Raw genomic sequence first — 20,260 nt, forward strand, 5'->3', positions numbered from 1 at the left:
CCCAGGTACGCGGCGTCGACGTCGAAAAGCTCCCCGAGGCCGAGGACCTCCAGGCGCCTGTGGCGACCTCCTCGGAGGGGACCCCGGCGTGACGGCTCCGCTCGACCGCATCAGGGTCGGCCCGGCGCCGGACTCGTGGGGCGTCTGGTTCCCGGACGACCCGGTACAGGTGGCGTGGGAACGCTTCCCGGACGAGGTCTCCGAGGCGGCTACCGGGTTTCGTTCGTAGTGCATCGGGCTCCAGCCCGGTGGTGAAGCGAATCCCGTGATGCGTCGCGGTGTCGTTCCGGCGGAGCCGGACGCGTGCGGCCACAGGGGTGAGGTGGGGAGCGGTTGTTCCCGGCGGCATCGGGTGGCGTGTGTTCGTACGATCAGCGAATGCAGCTTCGGTCGCCTTCCGGTTGTACCCGGAGCCCAGTCGGCGCGCCGCGTTGGCGAGGGCGTTCGAGTGCGCCCGTGTCGTGTTCAACGACGCGGTGCGTGCCCGTGAGGATGCCCGCGCTGCCCAGGCGCCCTACCCCGGTGCCGCCGTGCTGTCCCAGCAACTGATCACCCGAGCCAAGAGCACCCCCCAACGCTCCTGGCTGGCCGAAAATTCCTCGGTCGCTCGCGCGCACCCGCCTGGCCAGGAGTGTGCACGACGTGGGCTGGGCCCAGGTCGTGACCATGCTCGAATACAAGGCGAAACGCTACAGGCGGACCTACGTCAAGAACGGCCGGTTCGAGCCCACCAGCCAGGTGTGCTCGGCCTGCGGTCACCGGGACGGACCCAAGCCCCTGCACGTGCGGGAGCGGACCGAGGGCCGGCGCGCCGAGGCGGAACTCGTCGAACGGCCCGCGCTGTACCGCAGAGGGTGCGGCGCGGGCCGTTCGACGGACGTGCTCAGACCGTGCGCACCTCCTCGATGCGCACCGGGCGGTGCTCCTGGAGCGACAGCGTGCACGCGTCCGCGATCCAGCCCGCCTCCAGCGCCTCGGCGACCGTGCACGGGGACGTGCGGTTGCCCGCGACGACCTCGGTGAACGCCGTCAGTTCGGCGCGGTAGGCGGGGATGAAGCGGTCCATGAAGAAGTCGTGCGGGACGCCCGCCGGGAACGTCACGCCCGGCTCCACGGAGCGCAGCGGGAGCTTGTCCTCCAGACCCACGGAGATGCTGTCCTTGAAGCCGTGCAGGTCCATACGGACGTCGTAACCGCGGGCGTTGTGGCGGGAGTTGGAGACCACGGCGATCGTGCCGTCGTCCAGGGTGAGAATCGCGCCGGTGGTGTCGGCGTCGCCCGCCTCCTTGATGTAGTCGGCGCCCCGGTTGCCGCCGACCGCGTACACCTCGGTCACCTCGCGGCCGGTCACCCAGCGGATGATGTCGAAGTCGTGCACCGAACAGTCCCGGAAGATGCCACCGGAGGCGGCGATGTACGCGGCCGGCGGCGGCGCCGGGTCCAGCGTGGTCGACCGGAGCGAGTGCAGGAGGCCCAGTTCGCCGCTCTGCACGGCGTTGCGGGCGGCGGTGAAGCCCGCGTCGAAGCGGCGCTGGTAGCCGATCTGGATCTCGACGCCGCTGTCCTTGACCGCGTTCAGCACCGCGACGCCCTCGGTCATCGTGCGCGCCACCGGCTTCTCGCAGAAGACGGGGACACCCGCCTCGACGGCGGCCAGGATCAGGGCCGGGTGGGCGTCGGTCGCGGCGGCGACGACGATGCCGTCGACACCGGCGGCCAGGAGGGCTTCGGGGGAGTCCGCGACCTGGGCGCCGAAGCGCTCGGCGGCGGCCTTGGCGGCATCGGTGAACGGGTCGCTGACGACGAGGGAGTCGACGGCGTCGAGGCCGGAGAGGGTCTCGGCGTGGAAGGCGCCGATGCGGCCGAGGCCGAGGATTCCGATACGCATGGGCTGTGGTGCTCCTTGGGTGTGGTGCGGGTGTCTTGAGAGGAGAGGAGAAGAAAAAGGAGGGTCAGTCCAGGCCGCCCAGGACGTTCTGGTCCCAGTCGATCACCGAACCCGTGACGACGCCGGACCGGTCGGACAGCAGGAGGACCACGAAGTCGGCGATCTCGTCCGGCTGGCCGAGCTTGCCCATCGGCAGCCGCTCCGCGGCCTGGTCGAGCCAGTCGTCGCCCGCGCCGTGGAAGGCCCGCTGGGTGGCGTCCTCGCCCTCGGTCGCGGTCCAGCCGATGTTCAGGCCGTTGATACGGACCCGGTCCCAGCGGTGCGCGTGCGCCGCGTTGCGGGTCAGGCCGATGAGACCGGCCTTGGCGGCGACGTACGGGGCCAGGAAGGGCTGTCCGCCGTGCGCCGAGGACGTGATGATGTTGACGACGGTGCCGGGCGCCTTGCGCGCCACCATGTCCGCCACCGCCGCCTGCATGGCGAAGAACGGGGCCTTGAGGTTGATCGCGATGTGCGCGTCGAACAGTTCGGGAGTGGTGTCGAGCAGCGTGCCGCGCGAGGTCAGGCCCGCCGAGTTGACCAGGCAGTCGACCCGGCCGTGGACGGCGATCACCTCGGCCACGGACGCCTTCGCCTGCCCGGCGTCCGACAGGTCGGCGCGTACGTACATGGCCTTGCCACCCGCCGCCGTCAGCTCCGCGACCAGTGCCTCGCCCGGTTCCGGGCGCCGCCCGGTCACCGCGACGACGGCGCCCTCGCGGACAGCGGCTCGGGCGATGGCCGCCCCGACGCCCTGGCTGCCGCCGTTGACAAGGACGACCTTGTCCTGAAGAAGTCCCATGTCGTTCAGTTCCTCAGCTCTCACGTCGTTCGGCGCCGGCCCGCAGTGCCTCGCGGAGCGCCCCGGGGGTCCACTCCTCGCGCAGCGCACGTCGTGCGAGGTCCGCCTGCGAGGGCGGGGCCAGCCCGTCGACCGGCGGATCCCGGTCGAGGTTGGTGGGGAAGGGGTAGCCCTCGGCCGAGGCCGCGACGACCGCCTCCAGCCAGGCGTCGCCCGCTCCGTCGGTCTTGCGCGCGAGCAGCACCGGGTAGACCGCGTTCACGATCGCCTCCCGGTCCACGGTCTCCATGGCCCGGCCGAAGGCGGAGGACACCTGGAGGAGGTTCGCCATCCGCCGGATGTCCGTGGAGCGGTTGGTGCCGGCCGCGTGGAAGAGAGCCGGGTTGAAGAACACCGCGTCGCCCTTGGCCAGCGGAAGCTGCACGTGATGGGCGTCGAAGTACGCCCTGAACTCCGGGAGCCGCCAGGCCAGATAGCCGGGCTCGTACGAGTGCGAGTACGGCAGGTACAGCGTCGGTCCGGACTCGACGGGCATGTCGCAGTGGGCGACCGCGCCCTGGAGTGTCAGCACGGGGGACAACCGGTGGACGTGCCCCGGGAACGCGGCAGCCGCCTCGTTGGACAGGAAGCCGAGGTGGTAGTCGCGGTGCGGGCTCTGCGCCGCGCCGCCGGGGTTGACCACGTTGATCTGCGAGGTGACCTGGTAGCCCGGGCCGAGCCAGGCGGTCGAGACGAGGGCGACCATGTCGTTGGCGTAGTAGTCGGCGAACGCCTCCGGCGCGCGCAGGGCCGTCTTCTCCAGGGCGTTCCACACCCGGTCGTTGGCGCCCGGCCTGGCGAAGTGGTCGCCCGCGACGGTCCCGGCCGCGCGCTGGTCGGCGATGAGCGCCTCGAAGGCGGCGGTCGCCCGGTCCACGACCGCCAGATCGGTGAAGGGCCGCTGGAGGACCACGACGCCGGGCCCGCCGGTGAGCGCCCGGACCAGCTCCGCCAGGACCTCCCGGCGCCCTCCGGGAGTGGCGACCGCGGCGCGCAGCCGCTCACTGTCGTAGACGAGCACGTTCTGCTCGGCGGTGGTCGCGTGCGGGTAGTCGGCGGCGTCGGTCGTCCGCTCGACCTCGGTACGGAACGCGTCGAGATCGCAGTCCTGCTCGGACAGCCACGCGCGGTGTTGTGCGGCGGTGAGGGACATCGTCGTCCTTCTCTCGATCATCGACATCACGAACGGCGACTGACTGCTGTCATTGTTGTCATGACAAACTCGTCAAACAACCAGCAGACGGCCATCAAAAACCCCTCAAGACGAAGCCGAGGAACCTCCCCATGGGCCACCCCTATCCGATCCGGGAGATCGCACGTCAGGCGGGCCTCAGCGAGGCCACCGTCGACCGCGTCCTGAACGGCCGGGGCGGCGTGCGCGAGAGCACCCGGCGGGAGGTACGGCAGGCCGTCACGGACCTGGACCGGCAGCGCACCCAGGTCCGGCTGGTCGGCCGTACGTTCATGATCGACATCGTGATGCAGGCGCCCGAGCGCTTCACCACAGCCGTCCGGGCCGCCCTGGAGGCCGAACTGCCCGCCCTCCACCCGGCCGTCGTGCGCTCCCGCTTCCACTTCCGCGAGACCGGCCGGGTGGCGGACCTGGCGGCGACCCTCGACCGCATCGCCCGGCGCGGCTCACAGGGTGTCATCGTCAAGGCACCGGACGTGCCCGAGATCACGGCCGCCGTCGGCCGCCTGGTCGCTGCCGGAGTCCCGGTCGTCACGCTGGTGACCGACCTGCCCTCCAGCGCCCGCCTCGCCTACGTCGGCATCGACAACCGGGCCGCCGGTGCCACCGCCGCCTACCTCATGGGCCAGTGGCTGGGCGAACGCCCCGGCAATGTGCTCACCAGCCTCAGCAGCGGCTTCTTCCGCAACGAGGAGGAGCGCGAGATGGGTTTCAGGGGCGCGATGCGGGCCCGGTACCCGGAGCGCGCCCTCGCCGAGATCGCCGAGGGGCAGGGCCTGGACGCCACCCAGTACGACCTGGTCCGCGACGCCCTCAAGCGCGACCCCGACATCCGGGCGGTCTACTCGATCGGCGGCGGCAACATCGCGACGCTACGGGCCTTCGAGGACCTGGGGCGCGAGTGCGCGGCGTTCGTCGCCCACGACCTCGACCACGACAACACCCGCCTGCTGCGCGAGCACCGCCTGTCCTGTGTGCTCCACCACGACCTGCGCCAGGACATGTACGAGGCCTGCCGCACGATCATGCGCACCCACGGCGCCCTCCCACCCGCCGGCCCGACACTGCCGTCCGCGATCCAGATCGTCACGCCGTACAACATGCCGCCACGCTGACCGCCGCGGCTCCCGGTAGCGGTGCAGGCGGACTCGGGTGCGCGACCGCGCCCCGAAAGGGGCGCGGGGAACTGCGCGGCCGGCCTCCACCGGCCCGCAGCAACGAGCGCTACGCCCCCACCCTCACCCACGCCCCCGACTCGACAGACCGGCTCATCGCGTCCACCGCGGCAGCACTCCGCACCGCATCCGTCAACGTCGCCCCGTACGGGGTCCCTTCGGCCACCGAGCGCACAAACCGGTGGGCCTCGACGACCTTCAGGTCGTCGTACCCCATCGCGTTCGCCGCCCCCGGCTGGAACGCCCCGAACTCCCCGTCGCCCGGACCGACGAACACCGTACTGACCGGCTGGTCCTGGTAGGACGTGCCGGTGCTCACGCCCAGCTCGTTCATCCGGCGGAAGTCCCAGAAGACCGCGCCCTTCGTGCCGTGCACCTCGAAGCCGTAGTTGTTCTGCTCGCCGACCGAGACCCGGCACGCCTCCAGGACACCCCGGGCACCGGAGGCGAAACGCAGCAGGCAGGACACGTAGTCCTCGTTCTCCACGGGGCCCGGCTCGCCGCCCGAGGCACGGGTGTGACCGGCGGTGGCGCCCGTCGGACGGGACCGCTCGGGCACGAAGACGGCCGTGTCGGCGGTGAGCGCGGCGATGTCGCCGAGCAGGAAACGGGCCAGGTCCGCGCCGTGCGAGGCGAGGTCGCCCAGTACTCCGCTGCCGCCGCGTTCCCGCTCGTACCGCCAGGTCAGGGCGCCGTCCGGGTGGGCCGCGTAGTCGCTGAAGAGGCGGACGCGGACATGCGTCACGTTGCCGATGTCGCCGGACGCGATCAGCTGCCGGGCCCGCTCCACGGCGGGCGCGTTGCGATAGTTGAAGCCGACGGTGCCCTGGACACCGGCCTTGGCGACCGCGTCGGCGACCGCGACCGCGTCGGCCGCGGTGAGGCCGACCGGCTTCTCGATCCAGATGTGCTTGCCCGCCTCGGCCATGGCGACGCCGATCTCCCGGTGGAGGAAGTTCGGCGCGGTGATGCTCACGGCCCGGACGCGGGGATCGGCGGCCACGGCACGCCAGTCACGGGTCGTCGAGGCGAACCCGAACTGCGCGGCGGCCTCCTCGGCCCGGCCCGGCACCTCCTCGGCCACCATGACCAGTTCGGGCCGCAGCCCCAGCTGGGGGAAGTGGTGCGGCAGCCGGACGTACGCCTGGGTGTGCACCCGTCCCATCCAGCCGAAACCCACGACGGCGACACCGAGCGTACTTGCCATGACAGCCCCTTTCTGGACCGGTCCAGAACCTTGCCGACTCACCCTCGGTGCCGTCAGCTTTCCTGTCAATGCTTTGACAGGACATAAGGACCACCGGGGTGTCGTACGGTTGCTCGGCGGGCCCGCCGACCGGCTCACCGCCCTCTTCGCCGTCAACGACATGACCTCCGTCGGCGCCCTCTCCGCCGCCGAGGAAATGGGGCTGAGCGTCCCCGTGACCTGTCGTCGTCGGCTTACGACAACACGACATCTCCCGGCTGCGCCACGTCTGGCTCACCACCGTGGACAGCGTCAGCCACGAGGTGGGCTGCCGTGCCGCCCGCTGCCTCCTCGACCGACTCGACCTGCCCCGCAGCCCCGGCAGCGTCCACCTCGCCGCCCCGACACCAATCCGGGGGACGACGGCGCCACCCGCCCCAGGGCGGTGAAATCGCCTCAGGTCCGGTACTCGCGCAGCTTCCGGTACAGCGTCGCGCGGGCGATGCCCAGGGATGCCGCCGTACGGGCCTTGTTGCCGCCGTTGCGGCGCAGCGCCTCCAGGATCGCGGTGCGCTCGGCCTGCTCCATCGGGCTGAGCGGGCGCGCGGCGGGCCCTTCCCGCACCGGGTCCGGGAGTTCGGCCCGCCGGACGGGACCCGTCGCCCGCCGGTTCTCCGCCAACGTTCTTACCAGGTGGGTCAGTTCGGTGAGATTCCCCGGCCACGGATACCGCTCCAGCGCCCGCAGCGCGTCCAGCGTCCAGGTGAGCGGCGGTGTCCCGTCGGCCGGCCTCGGAGCCAGGGCCGGGAGCAACTCGCGGATGTCCTCCGGACGTTCACGCAACGCGGGCAGGGTGACCGAACGGGCGGCCAGCGTGTCCAGAAGCCGCTGAAGGCACGGGCCCGGGGGAGTGCCGGGTGTGTACGTGGCCACCAGGTGGACGTCCGGACGCTCGTCGAGGAGCCCGTTCAGCGCGGCGACGTCCGACTGGGCCAGCCGCTCGGCATGCCGGAGGAGAAGCGGGCGGGACCCCGGCAACCCGGTCTCGCCCAAACCGAGTTCGGGTGACTCGGCGGCGTCCAGGACCAGCGGCTCGGCGTCGCCGAGGAGTTCGCGGGCCAGCGCGGTCTTTCCCGACCCGCGCTCCCCGGTCAGCAGGAGCGGTTCGCTGCCCCGCGTCAACTCCTCTGCCCGGCCCACCGCGTGGAGCCACGGCACCGAACTCCCGGCCAGCCGCCCGGGCACCGCACGCGGCAGCACCCGTACCGCCGCCCTCTCCGCGACCGGCTCCAGCACGGCGACGATCCCGAGCACTGGGCCGGCGCCCCGCTCCCGCACCGGACGGAACGCAGCGGTGCAGCCCGCCCCTTCGGGCAGCGCGATGACGTACGACTCGACCGGCGCCGCCGACCGCAACAGCGCCCGCGCGCCCAGCTCCAGCGATTCCAGCACCTGCGGCGACACCAGCCGCACCGCCGCCTCGCTGACCAGCCGGTTGCGCCCGTCCAGGGCCACCACCGCGCGCTCCTGCCCGCTTCCCGGTCCACGCGCCGCGCGCGCGTAGGCGTCGAGGAGTGTCCGCTCGGCCGAGCGGGAGCGGGCCGGCAACGCCGCCTCCACCGCCGCCGCTGCCGCCTCCGCCAGGGCGGCGCCGGGATGCGGGCCCGCGTCGGCGCACAGGTCGGAGGCGACCGTGATCGTGCCGAGGGGCCGGCCGGATTCCGGGGCGAAGAGCGGCACGCTGACCGCCGACACGTTCTGCCACACGTCGAGGAAGTGCTCGGGGCCGTGCACCTCGGCGCGCCGCCGGGTGCGCAGGGCGAGCGCCGCGCTGTTGTGCCCGACCTCCCGCTCGGCCAGATCGAGGCGCAGCGGCCCTCCGGGTGAGCCGCCCGTCGTCCACAGCACCCGCAGCCGCTCGTCGGTGAGCAGCAGCGCCGACCGGCTGCCGAGCGCCGGGGCGAGCCGTTCGAGGACGGGCATGGCCGCGTCCAGCAACGTCGACCCCGTCGTCCGTCCGTCGACGGAGGGGGACTCGCGCACGTCGTGCCGTACGCCGAGGAAGCGGGCGCGCCGCCAGGCGGCGACGGTCTCGTCGGGGACGTCGTCGGGCAGGGGCCGCCCCGTCAGGAACCGCTGGCGTGCCTGACTGAGCAGGAGGAGGGCGGGAGATTCTTCGGCTGTGGTCATGGCACCACTCACCGTATCGGGCCGGGTCCGGAGACCGCCGGAGAGGTTCGGAAGGGGTGCGGTGGGGCACCGAGCGGTACCGGGTGTCTCGTAATGAGACACCCACGGACTGCCGTACCGCTCCACGATCACGAATGGCCGCCTACTGTTCCCGCGCGCGGCTCGTCCAGTGGTAGGAGTGCCTCCCGTGCAGACCGTTGTCGACATCGACGTACTGATCGTGGGCAGCGGCCCGGCCGGGGCGTCGGCCGCGCTCGCGCTGAGCACCTACGGCGTACCCAACATCGTCGTCACCCGGTATGCGAGCCTCGCCGACACGCCCCGCGCGCACATCACCAACCAGCGCACGATGGAGGTTTTGCGCGACCTCGGTGTGGAGCGGGACGTGGTCGCCAGGGCCACGCCCCAGCACCTGATGGGCAACACCACCTTCTGCACCAGCCTGGCCGGCGAGGAGCTGGGCCGGGTCCGATCCTGGGGCAACGACCCGCTCGTCCAGGCCGCGCACGAACTGGCGAGCCCCACCCGCATGTGCGACATGCCGCAGCACCTGATGGAGCCGGTCCTCGTCGACGCGGCCGTCGCACGCGGCACCCAACTCCGCTTCCAGACCGAGTATCTGACGCACACTCAGGACGCGTCCGGTGTCACGGCCACCGTCCGCGACCGGCTGCGCGGCGACACGTACGAGATCCGCGCCCGCTATCTGATCGGCGCCGACGGCGGCCGTTCCAAGGTGGCCGAGGACGCCGGACTGCCCATGGGCGGCCAGATGGGTGTCGCCGGCAGCATCAACATCGTCTTCGACGCGGACCTCACCCGGTACACGGCACACCGCCCCTCCACCCTCTACTGGGTCCTCGCCCCCGGCGCCACCGTCGGCGGCATCGGCGCGGGCCTCGTCCGCAACGTCCGCCCCTGGAACGAGTGGATGATCGTCTGGGGCTACGACGTGACCGCAGGCGCCCCCGACCTCACCACCGAGTACGCCGAGTCGATCGTCCGCAGGCTTGTCGGCGACGACGACATCCCCGTGACCATCAAGTCCTCCTCGGCCTGGACGGTCAACGAGATGTACGCCGAGACATACGCGAACGGCCGCGTCCTCTGCGCCGGCGACGCTGTCCACCGGCACCCGCCGTCCAACGGGCTCGGCTCGAACACCTCCATCCAGGACGCCTACAACCTGGCCTGGAAGCTGAAACTGGTCCTCGACGGCGTCGCCGCCCCCGCGCTGCTCGACAGCTACTCCGCCGAACGCGCCCCCGTCGGCAAGCAGATCGTCACCCGCGCCAACAAGTCCATCGGCGAGACCGCCCCGATCTTCGAGGCGCTCGACGGGCTGTCCCCGCAGACCCCCGAGGAGCTGTGGGCCAACATCGCCGCCCGCAAGGACGCCACCGAGGCCGCCGCCGAGCAGCGTGCCCGGCTGCGTCAGGCGATCGCCGCCAAGGTGTACGAGTTCAACGCCCACGGAGTCGACCTCAACCAGCGCTACGAGTCCGCCGCGATCGTCCCCGACGGCACCCCCGACCCCGGCTTCGCCCGCGACCCCGAGCTGCACCACCAGCCCTCGACCCGCCCGGGCGCCAGGCTCCCGCACGCCTGGCTCACCTCCGGCACCCGCACCCTGTCCACCCTCGACACCGTGGGCCGGGGCCGCTTCACCCTCCTCACCGGCATCGGCGGCGACGCCTGGGTGCGCGCGGCGAAGGCACAGCCCCTCGACATCACCACGGTCGTCGTCGGCCCCGGCCAGGAGTACGAGGACCCGTACGGCGACTGGGCCGGCCTCAGTGAGGTGTCCGACGCGGGCGTGCTCCTCGTACGCCCGGACGGGTTCGTCGCCTTCCGACACGCCGGAGCGGCCGAGAACGCCGAACAGTTGCTGACGGACGTGTTGCGGCAGATCCTCGGACATGCCTGACGGGACGGGACGAGGAGCGCGGAATGACCACGGAGACCGACACAGGTGAAGGCGCCGAATTCACGACGGCCGTCACCGAAGCAGTAGTCGACAGCATGAGCGGGACCGCCGACCCGCGCCTGCGTGAGCTGCTCACCGCCCTCACCCGGCACCTCCACGCCTTCGTACGGGAGACCGGGCCGACGACGGAGGAGTGGGAGCGGGCCATCGGCTTCCTGACCGGGACCGGGCAGGCCTGCACCGACACGCGGCAGGAGTTCATCCTGCTGTCGGACGTGCTCGGCGTCTCGATGCTGGTGGAGACCCTCAACGGCCACCGCGACCCGGGCGCCACCGAGTCGACGGTGCTCGGGCCCTTCCACATGACCGAGTCGCCGGTACGGGAACTCGGCGCCGACATCGACCTGGTGGGCGCCGGTGAGCCGTGCGTGGTCAGCGGGCGGGTGCTCGACCGGGACGGAACTCCATTGCCCGGCGCGGTACTTGACGTCTGGCAGGCCGACGCCGAGGGCTTCTACGACGTCCAGCAGCCGGACGTCCAGCCGTCGGGCAACGGTCGGGGGCTCTTCACCGCGGACGCGGAGGGCCGCTTCTGGTTCCGCACCTGTCTGCCCAGCCCGTACCCGATCCCGACGGACGGTCCGGTCGGAGAACTGCTGCACGCCACCGGCCGGCACCCCTACCGCCCGGCCCACATCCACTTCATCGCCACGGCGAAGGGCCATGAGCCCGTCACCACCCACATCTTCGTGGCGGGCAGCGACTACCTCGACTCGGACGCCGTGTTCGCGGTGAAGGAGAGCCTGGTCCAGGACTTCACCGAGACCGACGACCCGTCCCTGGCGGGCGAGTTCGGCGTACCGAACCCCTTCCGCCACGCACGCTTCGATCTCGTACTGGAGAAGAAGCCGTGACCGGTGCAGCACTGGACTTCGTGTACGAGGCCCAGCCGATGCGGGTCGTACTCCGGGCCGGGGCCGCCGTGACCGCGACCGCCGGGGAGGCCGAACGGCTCGGGCTGAGAAGGCTGTTGGTGGTGTGCGGGCCGCGCGGCAAGGACACCGCGCAGGCCGTTGCCGACTCGCTCGGACCGGCCCTGGCCGGTCTGCACGCCGAGGCGCGGATGCACGTACCCGTCGAAGTAGCCGACCGGGCCGTCGAGATGGCCCTCGCGGCGGGCGCCGACGGGTGTGTGGCCGTCGGCGGCGGCTCCGCGATCGGGCTCGGGAAGGCGATCGCGCTGCGCACCGGTCTGCCGCTGATCGCCGTGCCCTCCACCTATTCCGGCTCGGAGATGACCCCCGTCTGGGGCCTGACCGAGCACGGCGTGAAACGCACCGGCCGCGACCGGGCCGTCCTTGCGCGCAGCGTGGTGTACGACCCCGAGCTGACTCTCTCCCTGCCGGTCCCGCTCTCGGTCGCCAGCGGCATCAACGCCGTCGCCCACGCCGTCGAGGCGCTGTACGCCCCCGACGCCTCACCCGTCGTCTCCCTGATGGCACAGGAGGGCGTACGGGCGATGGCCGGGGCGCTCCCGGAGGTGGCCGCCGACCCGGCATCCCTCGGCGCGCGCGGCCGGGCCCTGTACGGGGCGTGGCTGTGCGGCTCCTGCCTGGGTGCCACCACCATGGGCCTGCACCACAAGCTGTGCCATGTCCTCGGCGGCACCTTCGGCCTGCCGCACGCCGAGACCCACACGGTCGTCCTGCCGTACGCCCTGGCCTTCAACGCGCCCGCCGCACCGGACGCTGCCGACGCGGTCGCCCGTGCGCTGGGCGGTGCGGCCGATGCCCCGACCGCCCTGTGGGAACTGGCCGGACGCCTCGGCGCCCCGCGCTCCCTCGCCGAACTGGGCCTCACCGAGGACGATCTGCCGGTGGCGGCGGCCCAGGCGACCGGGCAGCCGTACGCCAACCCGCGCGAGGTCACGCCCGAAGCCGTGCTCGATGTGCTGCGGGCGGCCTACGAGGGCGAGGCGCCCGGCGCGGTCTGAGCCGGTCAGCGTTCCGGCGCCGTCCGGGGCGTCCGCGTCGTGGACCCGTGGGCGGCAGCCGCCAGGCCCGCGACCGTCACCGCGACCCACAGCGGATGTCCCACCAGCCAGGCCTGGACGCCCTCGAAGGGGTCGATGGAGGTCAGCGCCGCGCGTTCGAGCATCCAGGACGAGGAGAAGAGCAGGCCGACGACCGCCACGGTGATGCGGAGGGCCGGGTAGAAGCGGGTGCGGGCCAGGACCAGCAGCGAGGGCATCAGCAGGGCCACGACCAGGAGCTGGGTCAGTTCGATGCCGAGGTTGAAGCCCAGCAAGGTGGTCAGCAGGGAGCCCCGGTCCAGGCCCAGGTCAGTGATCAGGGAGGCGAAGGCCAAGCCGTGGATCAGGCCGAAGCCCGTGGCGATCACCACCTCGCCGTGCGCCACCAGGGGGCGGATCGCGTGGATCGCCGACACCGCGATCGACAGGGCGATCAACGTCTCCACCGGACGCGCCGGAAGGTCGATCACTCCCGTCGCCGCCAGGGCCAGGGTGAGCGAATGGCCCACCGCGAAGGCCGACACCACGTGCACCACCCGCATGATCGCTCGCCGCCGTGACGCCGCCGCACGCCAGCTGCCGCCGGTCGCCACCAGAGGCGCCGGAATCAGCAGCATGAGGAGGAACAGGAGGTGGTCGGCGCCCTCGCCGATGTGCTCGATGCCGAGGCCGGCCGTCGTGGCGAAGCCCCGCAGCCAGGAACCCTCGTCCGCGGGGACCGTGAGGGTCTTGGCCGCGTGGTCGAAGATGCCCAGGGTCTCGGCGTCGTCCGTCTTCAGGATGCCCCGGTCGAAGTCGTACCGGACGGTGACGATGACCTTGTGGGTGAGCAACTCCTCGACGATGACGTCGTACCGCAGGTCGAAGGCGGTGACCTCGCCGTCGGGCGGGCGGATCTCCAGGGGGTAGACGAGGTGGGGCGTCGAGTCGACCGACCTGACCGTTCCCGTGCCGAGTGACACCGTCCAGGGCTCGCCGTCCTTGCCGACCGCGCTGATGTGCTGCGCCGTGTAGCTCTTCATGAACGCCCGGTCGGCGCCCAGGACGCGGGCGCCGGTCAGGTCGCGGCCCACCGCGATGGACAGGCGGTCCAGGGGCAGCTGGACCTCTCCGTCCCCCCGGTCCTCGCCGATGTCCAGCAGGACCGCCGAGGTGGACACCGGGTGTGCGCCGGCGGGCGACGCGAGGAGGCCGGTCAGGAAGAAGGCCGCGAGGAGGAGCGCGGGGAGCAGGCGGTACGTCGCTTTGGTCATGAGCTGTCCTGTGTCCCGTTTCTCCATGTCCCGTGTTCCTCCTCGCCCTTCGCTCCGTCAGTTCCAGCCGTAGTCGGCGGTCTCGTCCCGGAAGATCGTGTGCTGGTGGATCTCGTCGGTCTCGGCGCCGGGCTGGTTGGAGAACTCGGCCCAGGCGGACGGGCCGTCGAGGCGCACGTAGGTCTGGTCGTTGTCGAGGGCCGTGCCGCCGCTCCACCCGATGTACGTCTTGTCGTACTCGGAGGCGTACTTGGCGAGGAGTCGCCTGGCGGCCACCTCGTCGAGGTCGTCGACCCAGGCCTTCAGCATCGCGGTGACCTTGGCCTGCTGCTTCTTGGTGAGGTCGCTGACCAGTACGCCCTCCGGCTCCGTCGGGAAGGGGCCGTCATTGCCGGGGCCCAGGTACAGGTCGTCGAAGCTGCCGTCGATCTCGGCCGAGGCCAGCTCGGTCCCGGTCAGCGACTGGATCGCGCCGATGGTGGCGGTCCGCTTGTCCTCCATGGGGGCGTAGAACATCTCCTCCCAGTTGAACTCCATCGGCTCGACGGCGGTCAGGGTCGGGGAGAGGGACACGTTCCTGCCGGCGTAGGTGATGTTGTAGGCGGAGTGGTGGCCGCCGTACTGGAGCGTGAACTGGCCGGTCCTGCTGGGCCGCCCGAAGAAGGAGATGTAGTACCACTCCGAGCCGAAGCTGGCGCCACCGGGGCCACCGCCACTGCCCGGGGGACGGGTGCCGCCTCCGGTGGGAGTGCCGGTCGGGGCGGCGGTCTCGGTCGCGGTCGGGGTGGCCGACGGGGTGCTGTCCCGCCGTCGTCGGCCGACAGCGAGGCGAGGTAGTCGTCCGCCTTGCGGACCTCGACGAGCTCCTCGTACCCCTGCTCGCTGAGTGCGGCCTCCTGCTCGTCGGTGAGGTCGCCCAGTTTGAGGCCGTTGCGCTTCACGACGGGGGTCGGGAAGTTGGACCAGCCGGTCTTCCTGGCCGCGTCGTCGAAGTCGTACAGGACGGTTTCCTGCTGCTCGGCGGAGAGCGTCGCCAGGAAAGCGTCGGCGGCGGCCACGACCTGGGCGGTGTTCGCACCTCCCCGGCCTTTGACCTTCTTCGCGATCTCGGCCGCGGTCAGGGCCGCCCGGGGCGGACGAGGACGCGGTGGCCGCGGCGGAACAACCGGTGACGCCCAGGCTGACACACACGGCCAGGGCTGTCATGGTGCGGCGCATGGAGACTCCTGTGGAGGGGGTGATCAGACGTTCCCATCGTGCGCGGCCCTCCTCAGACCACGGCGGGAGCTTTTCGGGAATCGGATGAGAAACCGAAGTCGTCCACCGACGGACCGTGGGCCATCATGATTCGCATGCCGAACCGTGTCCTCATAGCCGACGACGATCGTGCGATCCGCGAATCCCTGGAACGGGCCCTGGAGTTGGAGGGCTACGAGGTCGTCACCGCCGTCGACGGAGTGGAGGCGCTGACCCGGGCCCGCCGCGACTCCTTCAGCGTGTCCCTTTCCGAGGCGGTCGAGCGGGCCCCGGACCTCTACCCCGCTCCGGACCTGCCCGGCCCCGGCGACGAGGGCGAGCGGATCGTCCTCACGCGGGCCGTGGCCCCGGATGGCGCCGTCACGCAACTGGGCGGTCCGTCCGTGCCGTTGCCCGTGTCCGGCACCGCGCGGGCCCTCGCCGCCTCCGGTACCGCCGGACAGGCGGACACCACCGAGGTCGTGGCCGGCGCCCACACGTACCGCCTGCTGACCACCGCGCTCGGCGGCGACCGCGGGGCCCTGCAGGTGGCCGTACCGGTCGACCAGACCCACACGTGCTGGGCGGCATGGCCCGGCAGATCGCCGGAGCGAGCCTCACGGTCATGCTCGCGGCGGCCGGCGCCGGTTGGCTGCTCGCCCGGCGCATCACCCGGCGCCTGGAACGGCTGGCCGGGGTCGCCGAGGAGGTCAGCGCCGGCGACCGGTTCGACGGCGCGGGACTGGTCGACGGACGCGACGAGGTCGGGCGGCTCTCGGCATCGCTGGGCCGGATGCTCGGCCGGCTGGCCGCCGCCCGCGAGGCACAGGAGCGGCTGGTGCAGGACGCCGCGCACGAACTGCGCACCCCACTGACCAGCCTGCGCACGAACGCCACCGTGCTGCGCCGGGTCACCGAACTCTCCCCGTACGCCCGTGACCGCCTCCTCGACGACGTGGAGGGCGAAACCGACGAACTGGGTCAACTGGTCGATGAACTTGTCGGGTTGGCCATGGCCCAGGACCGGGAGTAGGAGGAGGAGCCGGTGGAAATGGACGCGTTGGCCCGGCGCGTGTCGCAGCGCGTGCATCGGCGCACCGGGCGTTTCGTCCTGCTCGACGTCGACGATTCCGTGGTCCGGGGCCGCCGCCAGGGGCTCGAACGCGCCGTGGGCAACCTGCTGGAGAACGCCGCCAAGTTCGACGCCGACAGCGACCAGCCCATCGAGGTGCGCGTCCGGCAGGGGGAGGTCTCCGTCGCCGACCACGGGCCGGGCATCGGCGCCGCCGACGCCGTGCGCGTGTTCGACCGCTTCTACCGGGCGGACACCGCCCGCGCCCTGCCCGGCTCCGGGCTCGGCCTGGCCATCGTCCACGATGTCGCAGAGGCCCACGGAGGCACGGTCTTCGCACGGACACGGCCGGGCGGGGGCGCGGAGGTGGGGTTCACCGTGGAGAGGTCCCGGCTGCTGGAACCGAAAACGCCGGGGGCGAAAGTGACAGCTGATCGACAGCGAACACAGGGTGCTGAAGGGAACGCCGTGAGGCCATAGTCCGTTACCAGCGAACGGACACTGTCAACGCAACCGTCAACTGTCAATGGAAGCAACCGAGTTGATCAAGTTGGCCGAGTTGGCCAACCCCTACTCTTCACGGAGGCCCGGAAACCATGATCCGGAACCACCCCCAGCCCTCCCGCCGCACCTTCCTCGGCGGCACCGCCCTCGCCGGCCTCGGCCTCGGCCTCGCGACGGTCGGCGCGGGCACCGCGAGCGCCGCACCCGCGCGGTCCACCTGGCCGACCGAGTTCACGCTCCCGAACGCCTTCCTCCCCGAGGGCATCACCATCGGCGACAAGCCGTACGCCTACATGGGATCCCGCGCCAACGGCGCCGTCATCCGCACCGACCTGCGCACCGGCGAGGGCAAGATCCTCTACGCCGGTGGCACCGGCCAGGTCTCCGTCGGTCTGAAGCTGGACCGCGACGGGCTGCTCTACATCGCGGGCAACACCGGGATCGCCCGGATCGTCGACTCCCGTACGGGTGAGCTCGTGGCCACACACCAACTCACCGAAGCCACCGGCCACTTCATCAACGACGTCATCCTGCACAGGGACCGAGCCTGGTTCACCGACTCACGCGACGCCGTCCTGTACGGCGTGCCGCGCGGCCGGTCCGGCGAGATCCGCGCCCTGCCGCTCACCGGCGACTGGACGCAGACGCCCAACGTGAACAATGCCAACGGCATCGTCGCCACCCCCGACGGCCGGGGCCTCATCGTCGTCAAGAGCTCGCCGGGCGAGCTGTACAACGTGAGCCTCGAAACCGGTCACGCCACGAAGATCACTCTGGTCGGGCAGGAGGACGTCGTCAACGGCGACGGTCTGGTCCGCATCGGCCGCACCCTCTATGTCGTACAGAACCGTCTGAACCTCATCAGTGTGTGGGACCTCGACGCCGGGGCCACCACCGCCACCCTGCGCACCACGATCACCGACCCGCGCTTCGACGTGCCCACCACGGCCGCCCGCTTCGGCAACCGGCTGTATCTGGTCAACGCGCGCTTCACGACTCCCCAGACGCCGGAGACGACGTTCAACGGCGTGGCCGTTTCCCTCTGACACGCGGGAGGGGCGGGCTTCTCCGGAACGCGGGTGTCTCAATACGAGACACCCGCGTGTCCGCAGGCTGGTCCAGGATCGGAAATGGGTCATGGCCTCGTGCCCGGGTGCCGGTCTGCGCCCGCTCTCGCGCCGCCGACCCGGGGCCCTGTGTCCCGTCGGCTCCGCGTTCCGCGGAGTCCGTCTCTGACGGTACGTGAGGAAAGGTGAGCCGTATGGCTTTCGCGCTGCTCAGGCGCCGGTGGTCCAAGGGGGCCGGGGACGGCGGGGGCTTGACGCTCCCTCTGCCGCCGGGTGCGGGGGCGCTGAGCTGCGAGGTGCTGGATCCGCTGGGTCAGCCGATGGGCGGCGCCGAGGTGACCGTCAGCGCGGCCGACGCCCATCAGGTGGTGGCACGCGGTACGACGGACCCGTACGGCTACTTCCTCGCCGTTCTCCCGGCGGGCCGCTACAGCCTGATGGTTTCCGCCGAGGGCCTGACGCCGTACCGCGAGGCGGTCGCCCTCCTCGACGGCGTGATGCTCCCGGCGCAGCGCGTCCAGCTGGAACCGGCCCGGCGGCTGGACCTCCCGGTGCCCGGCACCTGGCTGTTCGACCCGCCGCACACGGCGATCCGGTTCATCGCCAAGCACGTCGGCATGGGCCATGTGCACGGCCGCTTCGAGCGGTTCGAGGGCGGTATCCAGGTGGCGCCGTCGATGACCGACTCGCGGGTGCAGGTCCGTATCGACGCGTCGAGCATCACGACCGGAAACCGGACCCGGGACAATCACCTGCGGTCCGCGGACTTCCTGGACGTCGAGCGCTTTCCGTACATCGACTTCGTGAGCTCGCGATTGTCCTACCGGGCCGGTGCGAAGTGGGCGGTGCAGGGCTCGCTCTCGATGCACGGGGTGAGCCGCTCGATATCGCTGGACACGACCTACCTGGGATCGGTCAACGGTGGCTACGGCGAGGAGTTGCGCTGCGCCGCCCTCGCCCGGGCGGAACTGCACCGCGAGGACTACACGCTCAACTGGCGTTCCATGCTGGCCCAGGGCATCGCGGTGGTCGGTCCGACGGTGCAACTGGAGCTGGACATACAGGCGATGTACAGGACACACGACACGCCGACGCCTCCCGAGTGACCCAATCGTGATATGGGCATGCCAATCTGGCCGAGCTCGTCCCCCGGACGTCGCCGATCAGGAGGCCCCCAGTGAACAGACGTGTGCGCATCCGAACCTCGCTCGTCCTCGGCAGCGCGGTCGCGCTGGTCGTCGCCTTTCCCGGCACCGCCCTCGCCGCCCCGCCGACCGCCCTGCCGGCCAACGCGGACAGCACCGAGCAGACGTACCAGCCGGCCTATGACTACGACACGGACGGCTGCTACTCCACCCCCGCCATCGGCCCCACGGGCACCCTCAACGGCGGCCTCAAGCCGACCGGTGCTCTCAACGGGGAGTGCAGGGACGCCTCCGACCTCGACAACACCAACGGCTACTCCCGCTACAAGTGCAACAACGGCTGGTGCGCGATCATCTACGGCCTCTACTTCGAGAAGGACCAGGCCCTCGCCGGCAGCAGCATCGGCGGGCACCGGCACGACTGGGAGCACGTGGTGGTGTGGGTGCGGGACGGCGTGGCGCAGTACGTCTCGACCTCCAGCCACGGCGGCTTCAGCATCCACACCCGGGACCAGGTCCGCTGGGACGGTACGCACCCCAAGATCGTCTATCACAAGGACGGCATCGGCACGCACTGCTTCCGCCTCGGGAACGCCAACGACGAGCCGCCGGAGAACCACGAGGGAACCTGGCAGTTCCCGCCGCTGGTCGGCTGGAACGGCTACCCGTCAGGGATACGTGACACGTTGACCGCCGCGAACTGGGGCAGCGCCAACTTCGGCCTCAAGGACGGCAGCTTCGAATCACACCTGGCGGCGGCCATGCCGGCGGGCATCACGTTCGATCCGAACGCCTGACGCCCGTACCTCTCACTCGCAGCCGACCCCGTCGCCGTCCCGGTCGAGATGCCTCCCGTAGCCGGGGTCGCCGACACGCACCGGGGCGGCTCCGGCCGCGCGGGCTGCCGCGCAGTTCTCGTAGTACACGGCCTCGCCGCCCGAACCGGAGCCGTCGTCCGAACCGGTGTCGTTGTCGACCGCCGGTTCGGCCGTCACCGTCCTGGTCGCCAGCACGGTGACCGTGGCGGCGGGTTCGGGTGCGGGCGTCTCGGTGGCCGTGACCGTGGCGGTCGCCGTGGCCGTGGCCGTGGCCGTCACGGTCGCGGTGGGCCGCGGGTCGGCGGACACCGGATTCCCGTCCCCCTGACCGCCGCCGATACCGAGGCCGAGGACGAACGCCAGACCGATCGCGGGCAGTACGAATCTCTTGCGGGCCCATCTCGGGCCCTGCCGGTCCGGTGCCGGGGTGGGTATCGGAGCCGGTGGTGGGGCACCGGGAGTGTTGTACGGGTTGCTCATGGTCGTCCCCCCTGTTGGTTTTCAGGTGGGACGACGGTAGTGCGCCGGAAGAGGCGGTAAGGGGCTCTTGATGTCCCGGTGACCCTTCCGTGACCGCTCGGAGGCACGGGCGGGTGTGCGGTAGGGTCTGTCTGTGCGATCACGCGGGGCAACCGTGGGTCGACGCACCGGGACGTGGCGCAGCTTGGTAGCGCACTTGACTGGGGGTCAAGGGG

Annotated in this window: 18 protein-coding genes and 4 pseudogenes; 13 read left to right on the forward strand and 9 right to left on the reverse strand. The window is 71.5% G+C overall.

What is annotated here, in order from left to right; translation table 11 throughout:
- Positions 1–88: 88 nt before the first annotated feature.
- The 3 pseudogenes from RB628_RS33935 to RB628_RS42770 form a co-directional block, all read left to right on the forward strand.
- Positions 89–208 (forward strand): annotated as a pseudogene (locus RB628_RS33935) (2-keto-myo-inositol dehydratase); the annotation flags it as partial.
- Between the two features lie 151 nt (positions 209–359).
- Positions 360–452 (forward strand): annotated as a pseudogene (locus RB628_RS33940) (hypothetical protein); the annotation flags it as partial.
- Between the two features lie 208 nt (positions 453–660).
- Positions 661–765, forward strand: a pseudogene (locus RB628_RS42770) (zinc ribbon domain-containing protein); the annotation flags it as partial.
- Between the two features lie 118 nt (positions 766–883).
- On the opposite strand, the gene RB628_RS33950 reads toward RB628_RS42770, so the two are convergent.
- From RB628_RS33950 to RB628_RS33960, 3 genes are all read right to left on the reverse strand, one after another.
- Positions 884–1,888, reverse strand: a complete 1,005-nt coding sequence (locus RB628_RS33950) for a Gfo/Idh/MocA family oxidoreductase (protein WP_318324471.1) — start codon at positions 1,886–1,888, stop codon at positions 884–886.
- Between the two features lie 64 nt (positions 1,889–1,952).
- Complete coding sequence (locus RB628_RS33955; protein ID WP_318324472.1) at positions 1,953–2,729, reverse strand: SDR family oxidoreductase; 777 nt, start codon at positions 2,727–2,729, stop codon at positions 1,953–1,955.
- 13 nt (positions 2,730–2,742) lie between these two features.
- Positions 2,743–3,921 (reverse strand): phytanoyl-CoA dioxygenase family protein, encoded by a 1,179-nt coding sequence (locus RB628_RS33960; protein ID WP_318324473.1) that lies wholly within the window; start codon positions 3,919–3,921, stop codon positions 2,743–2,745.
- Positions 3,922–4,052: 131 nt separating this feature from the next.
- On the opposite strand from RB628_RS33960, the gene RB628_RS33965 reads away from it, so the two are divergent.
- Positions 4,053–5,075 carry a LacI family DNA-binding transcriptional regulator gene (locus RB628_RS33965; RefSeq protein ID WP_318324474.1) on the forward strand — a complete coding sequence of 341 codons (1,023 nt, stop codon included), beginning with the start codon at positions 4,053–4,055 and terminating at the stop codon, positions 5,073–5,075.
- 109 nt (positions 5,076–5,184) lie between these two features.
- Here RB628_RS33965 and RB628_RS33970 read toward each other — a convergent pair whose 3' ends face one another.
- The gene (locus RB628_RS33970; RefSeq protein WP_318324475.1) at positions 5,185–6,342 is read right to left on the reverse strand and encodes a Gfo/Idh/MocA family oxidoreductase; all 1,158 of its coding nucleotides are present in this window, start codon (positions 6,340–6,342) and stop codon (positions 5,185–5,187) included.
- Positions 6,343–6,436: 94 nt separating this feature from the next.
- Here RB628_RS33970 and RB628_RS33975 point away from each other — a divergent pair.
- Positions 6,437–6,770: pseudogene (locus tag RB628_RS33975) on the forward strand (substrate-binding domain-containing protein); the annotation flags it as partial.
- Positions 6,771–6,777: 7 nt separating this feature from the next.
- Here RB628_RS33975 and RB628_RS33980 read toward each other — a convergent pair.
- Positions 6,778–8,511, reverse strand: a complete 1,734-nt coding sequence (locus RB628_RS33980) for a helix-turn-helix domain-containing protein (protein WP_318324476.1) — start codon at positions 8,509–8,511, stop codon at positions 6,778–6,780.
- Positions 8,512–8,698: 187 nt separating this feature from the next.
- On the opposite strand from RB628_RS33980, the gene RB628_RS33985 reads away from it, so the two are divergent.
- The 3 genes from RB628_RS33985 to RB628_RS33995 are packed head-to-tail and all read left to right on the forward strand — an operon-like array spanning position 8,699 to position 12,431.
- The gene (locus RB628_RS33985) at positions 8,699–10,438 is read left to right on the forward strand and encodes an FAD-dependent monooxygenase (RefSeq protein ID WP_318324477.1); all 1,740 of its coding nucleotides are present in this window, start codon (positions 8,699–8,701) and stop codon (positions 10,436–10,438) included.
- Positions 10,439–10,461: 23 nt separating this feature from the next.
- Positions 10,462–11,352: an intradiol ring-cleavage dioxygenase gene (locus RB628_RS33990; protein WP_318324478.1), complete on the forward strand. Its 891-nt coding sequence runs from the start codon at positions 10,462–10,464 to the stop codon at positions 11,350–11,352.
- A 38-nt stretch (positions 11,353–11,390) separates the two neighbouring features.
- Positions 11,391–12,431 carry a maleylacetate reductase gene (locus RB628_RS33995; protein WP_318324486.1) on the forward strand — a complete coding sequence of 347 codons (1,041 nt, stop codon included), beginning with the start codon at positions 11,391–11,393 and terminating at the stop codon, positions 12,429–12,431.
- A 5-nt stretch (positions 12,432–12,436) separates the two neighbouring features.
- On the opposite strand, the gene RB628_RS34000 is transcribed toward RB628_RS33995, so the two are convergent.
- The 3 genes from RB628_RS34000 to RB628_RS34010 are packed head-to-tail and all read right to left on the reverse strand — an operon-like array spanning position 12,437 to position 14,781.
- The gene (locus tag RB628_RS34000; RefSeq protein WP_318324479.1) at positions 12,437–13,723 is read right to left on the reverse strand and encodes a HupE/UreJ family protein; all 1,287 of its coding nucleotides are present in this window, start codon (positions 13,721–13,723) and stop codon (positions 12,437–12,439) included.
- Between the two features lie 57 nt (positions 13,724–13,780).
- The gene (locus RB628_RS34005; protein WP_318324487.1) at positions 13,781–14,392 is read right to left on the reverse strand and encodes a DUF3500 domain-containing protein; all 612 of its coding nucleotides are present in this window, start codon (positions 14,390–14,392) and stop codon (positions 13,781–13,783) included.
- Positions 14,275–14,781: a DUF3500 domain-containing protein gene (locus RB628_RS34010; RefSeq protein ID WP_318324488.1), complete on the reverse strand. Its 507-nt coding sequence runs from the start codon at positions 14,779–14,781 to the stop codon at positions 14,275–14,277. Before RB628_RS34010 ends, RB628_RS34005 begins: the two co-directional genes overlap by 118 nt.
- A gap of 767 nt (positions 14,782–15,548) precedes the next feature.
- Here RB628_RS34010 and RB628_RS34020 point away from each other — a divergent pair.
- From RB628_RS34020 to RB628_RS34040, 5 genes are all read left to right on the forward strand, one after another.
- Positions 15,549–15,992: a histidine kinase dimerization/phospho-acceptor domain-containing protein gene (locus RB628_RS34020; RefSeq protein WP_318324480.1), complete on the forward strand. Its 444-nt coding sequence runs from the start codon at positions 15,549–15,551 to the stop codon at positions 15,990–15,992.
- 18 nt (positions 15,993–16,010) lie between these two features.
- Entirely contained in the window at positions 16,011–16,511 is a 501-nt protein-coding gene (locus RB628_RS34025) for a sensor histidine kinase (RefSeq protein ID WP_318324481.1), read from the forward strand.
- Between the two features lie 116 nt (positions 16,512–16,627).
- Positions 16,628–17,581, forward strand: coding sequence for an SMP-30/gluconolactonase/LRE family protein (locus RB628_RS34030; RefSeq protein WP_318324482.1), 954 nt, complete (start codon positions 16,628–16,630; stop codon positions 17,579–17,581).
- 215 nt (positions 17,582–17,796) lie between these two features.
- Positions 17,797–18,708 carry a YceI family protein gene (locus RB628_RS34035; RefSeq protein WP_318324483.1) on the forward strand — a complete coding sequence of 304 codons (912 nt, stop codon included), beginning with the start codon at positions 17,797–17,799 and terminating at the stop codon, positions 18,706–18,708.
- Positions 18,709–18,779: 71 nt separating this feature from the next.
- A complete protein-coding gene (locus RB628_RS34040) occupies positions 18,780–19,544 on the forward strand; it encodes an NPP1 family protein (RefSeq protein ID WP_318324484.1) in 765 nt (254 codons plus the stop codon).
- A 12-nt stretch (positions 19,545–19,556) separates the two neighbouring features.
- Here RB628_RS34040 and RB628_RS34045 read toward each other — a convergent pair whose 3' ends face one another.
- Complete coding sequence (locus RB628_RS34045; RefSeq protein ID WP_318324485.1) at positions 19,557–20,045, reverse strand: excalibur calcium-binding domain-containing protein; 489 nt, start codon at positions 20,043–20,045, stop codon at positions 19,557–19,559.
- Between the last annotated feature and the right edge of the window lie 215 nt (positions 20,046–20,260).

The organism is Streptomyces sp. ADMS (genome assembly GCF_033441795.1).
Taxonomy (GTDB): Bacteria; Actinomycetota; Actinomycetes; order Streptomycetales; family Streptomycetaceae; genus Streptomyces.

What these genes read in the sequence shown, in the direction of transcription:
- RB628_RS33950 (WP_318324471.1), bottom strand. Translation starts at nt 1,888, where the DNA reads ATGCGTATCGGAATCCTCGGCCTCGGCCGCATCGGCGCCTTCCACGCC.
- RB628_RS33955 (WP_318324472.1), bottom strand. Translation starts at nt 2,729, where the DNA reads ATGGGACTTCTTCAGGACAAGGTCGTCCTTGTCAACGGCGGCAGCCAG.
- RB628_RS33960 (WP_318324473.1), bottom strand. Translation starts at nt 3,921, where the DNA reads ATGTCCCTCACCGCCGCACAACACCGCGCGTGGCTGTCCGAGCAGGAC.
- RB628_RS33965 (WP_318324474.1), top strand. Translation starts at nt 4,053, where the DNA reads ATGGGCCACCCCTATCCGATCCGGGAGATCGCACGTCAGGCGGGCCTC.
- RB628_RS33970 (WP_318324475.1), bottom strand. Translation starts at nt 6,342, where the DNA reads ATGGCAAGTACGCTCGGTGTCGCCGTCGTGGGTTTCGGCTGGATGGGA.
- RB628_RS33980 (WP_318324476.1), bottom strand. Translation starts at nt 8,511, where the DNA reads ATGACCACAGCCGAAGAATCTCCCGCCCTCCTCCTGCTCAGTCAGGCA.
- RB628_RS33990 (WP_318324478.1), top strand. Translation starts at nt 10,462, where the DNA reads ATGACCACGGAGACCGACACAGGTGAAGGCGCCGAATTCACGACGGCC.
- RB628_RS33995 (WP_318324486.1), top strand. Translation starts at nt 11,391, where the DNA reads ATGCGGGTCGTACTCCGGGCCGGGGCCGCCGTGACCGCGACCGCCGGG.
- RB628_RS34000 (WP_318324479.1), bottom strand. Translation starts at nt 13,723, where the DNA reads ATGACCAAAGCGACGTACCGCCTGCTCCCCGCGCTCCTCCTCGCGGCC.
- RB628_RS34020 (WP_318324480.1), top strand. Translation starts at nt 15,549, where the DNA reads ATGGCCCGGCAGATCGCCGGAGCGAGCCTCACGGTCATGCTCGCGGCG.
- RB628_RS34025 (WP_318324481.1), top strand. Translation starts at nt 16,011, where the DNA reads ATGGACGCGTTGGCCCGGCGCGTGTCGCAGCGCGTGCATCGGCGCACC.
- RB628_RS34030 (WP_318324482.1), top strand. Translation starts at nt 16,628, where the DNA reads ATGATCCGGAACCACCCCCAGCCCTCCCGCCGCACCTTCCTCGGCGGC.
- RB628_RS34035 (WP_318324483.1), top strand. Translation starts at nt 17,797, where the DNA reads ATGGCTTTCGCGCTGCTCAGGCGCCGGTGGTCCAAGGGGGCCGGGGAC.
- RB628_RS34045 (WP_318324485.1), bottom strand. Translation starts at nt 20,045, where the DNA reads ATGAGCAACCCGTACAACACTCCCGGTGCCCCACCACCGGCTCCGATA.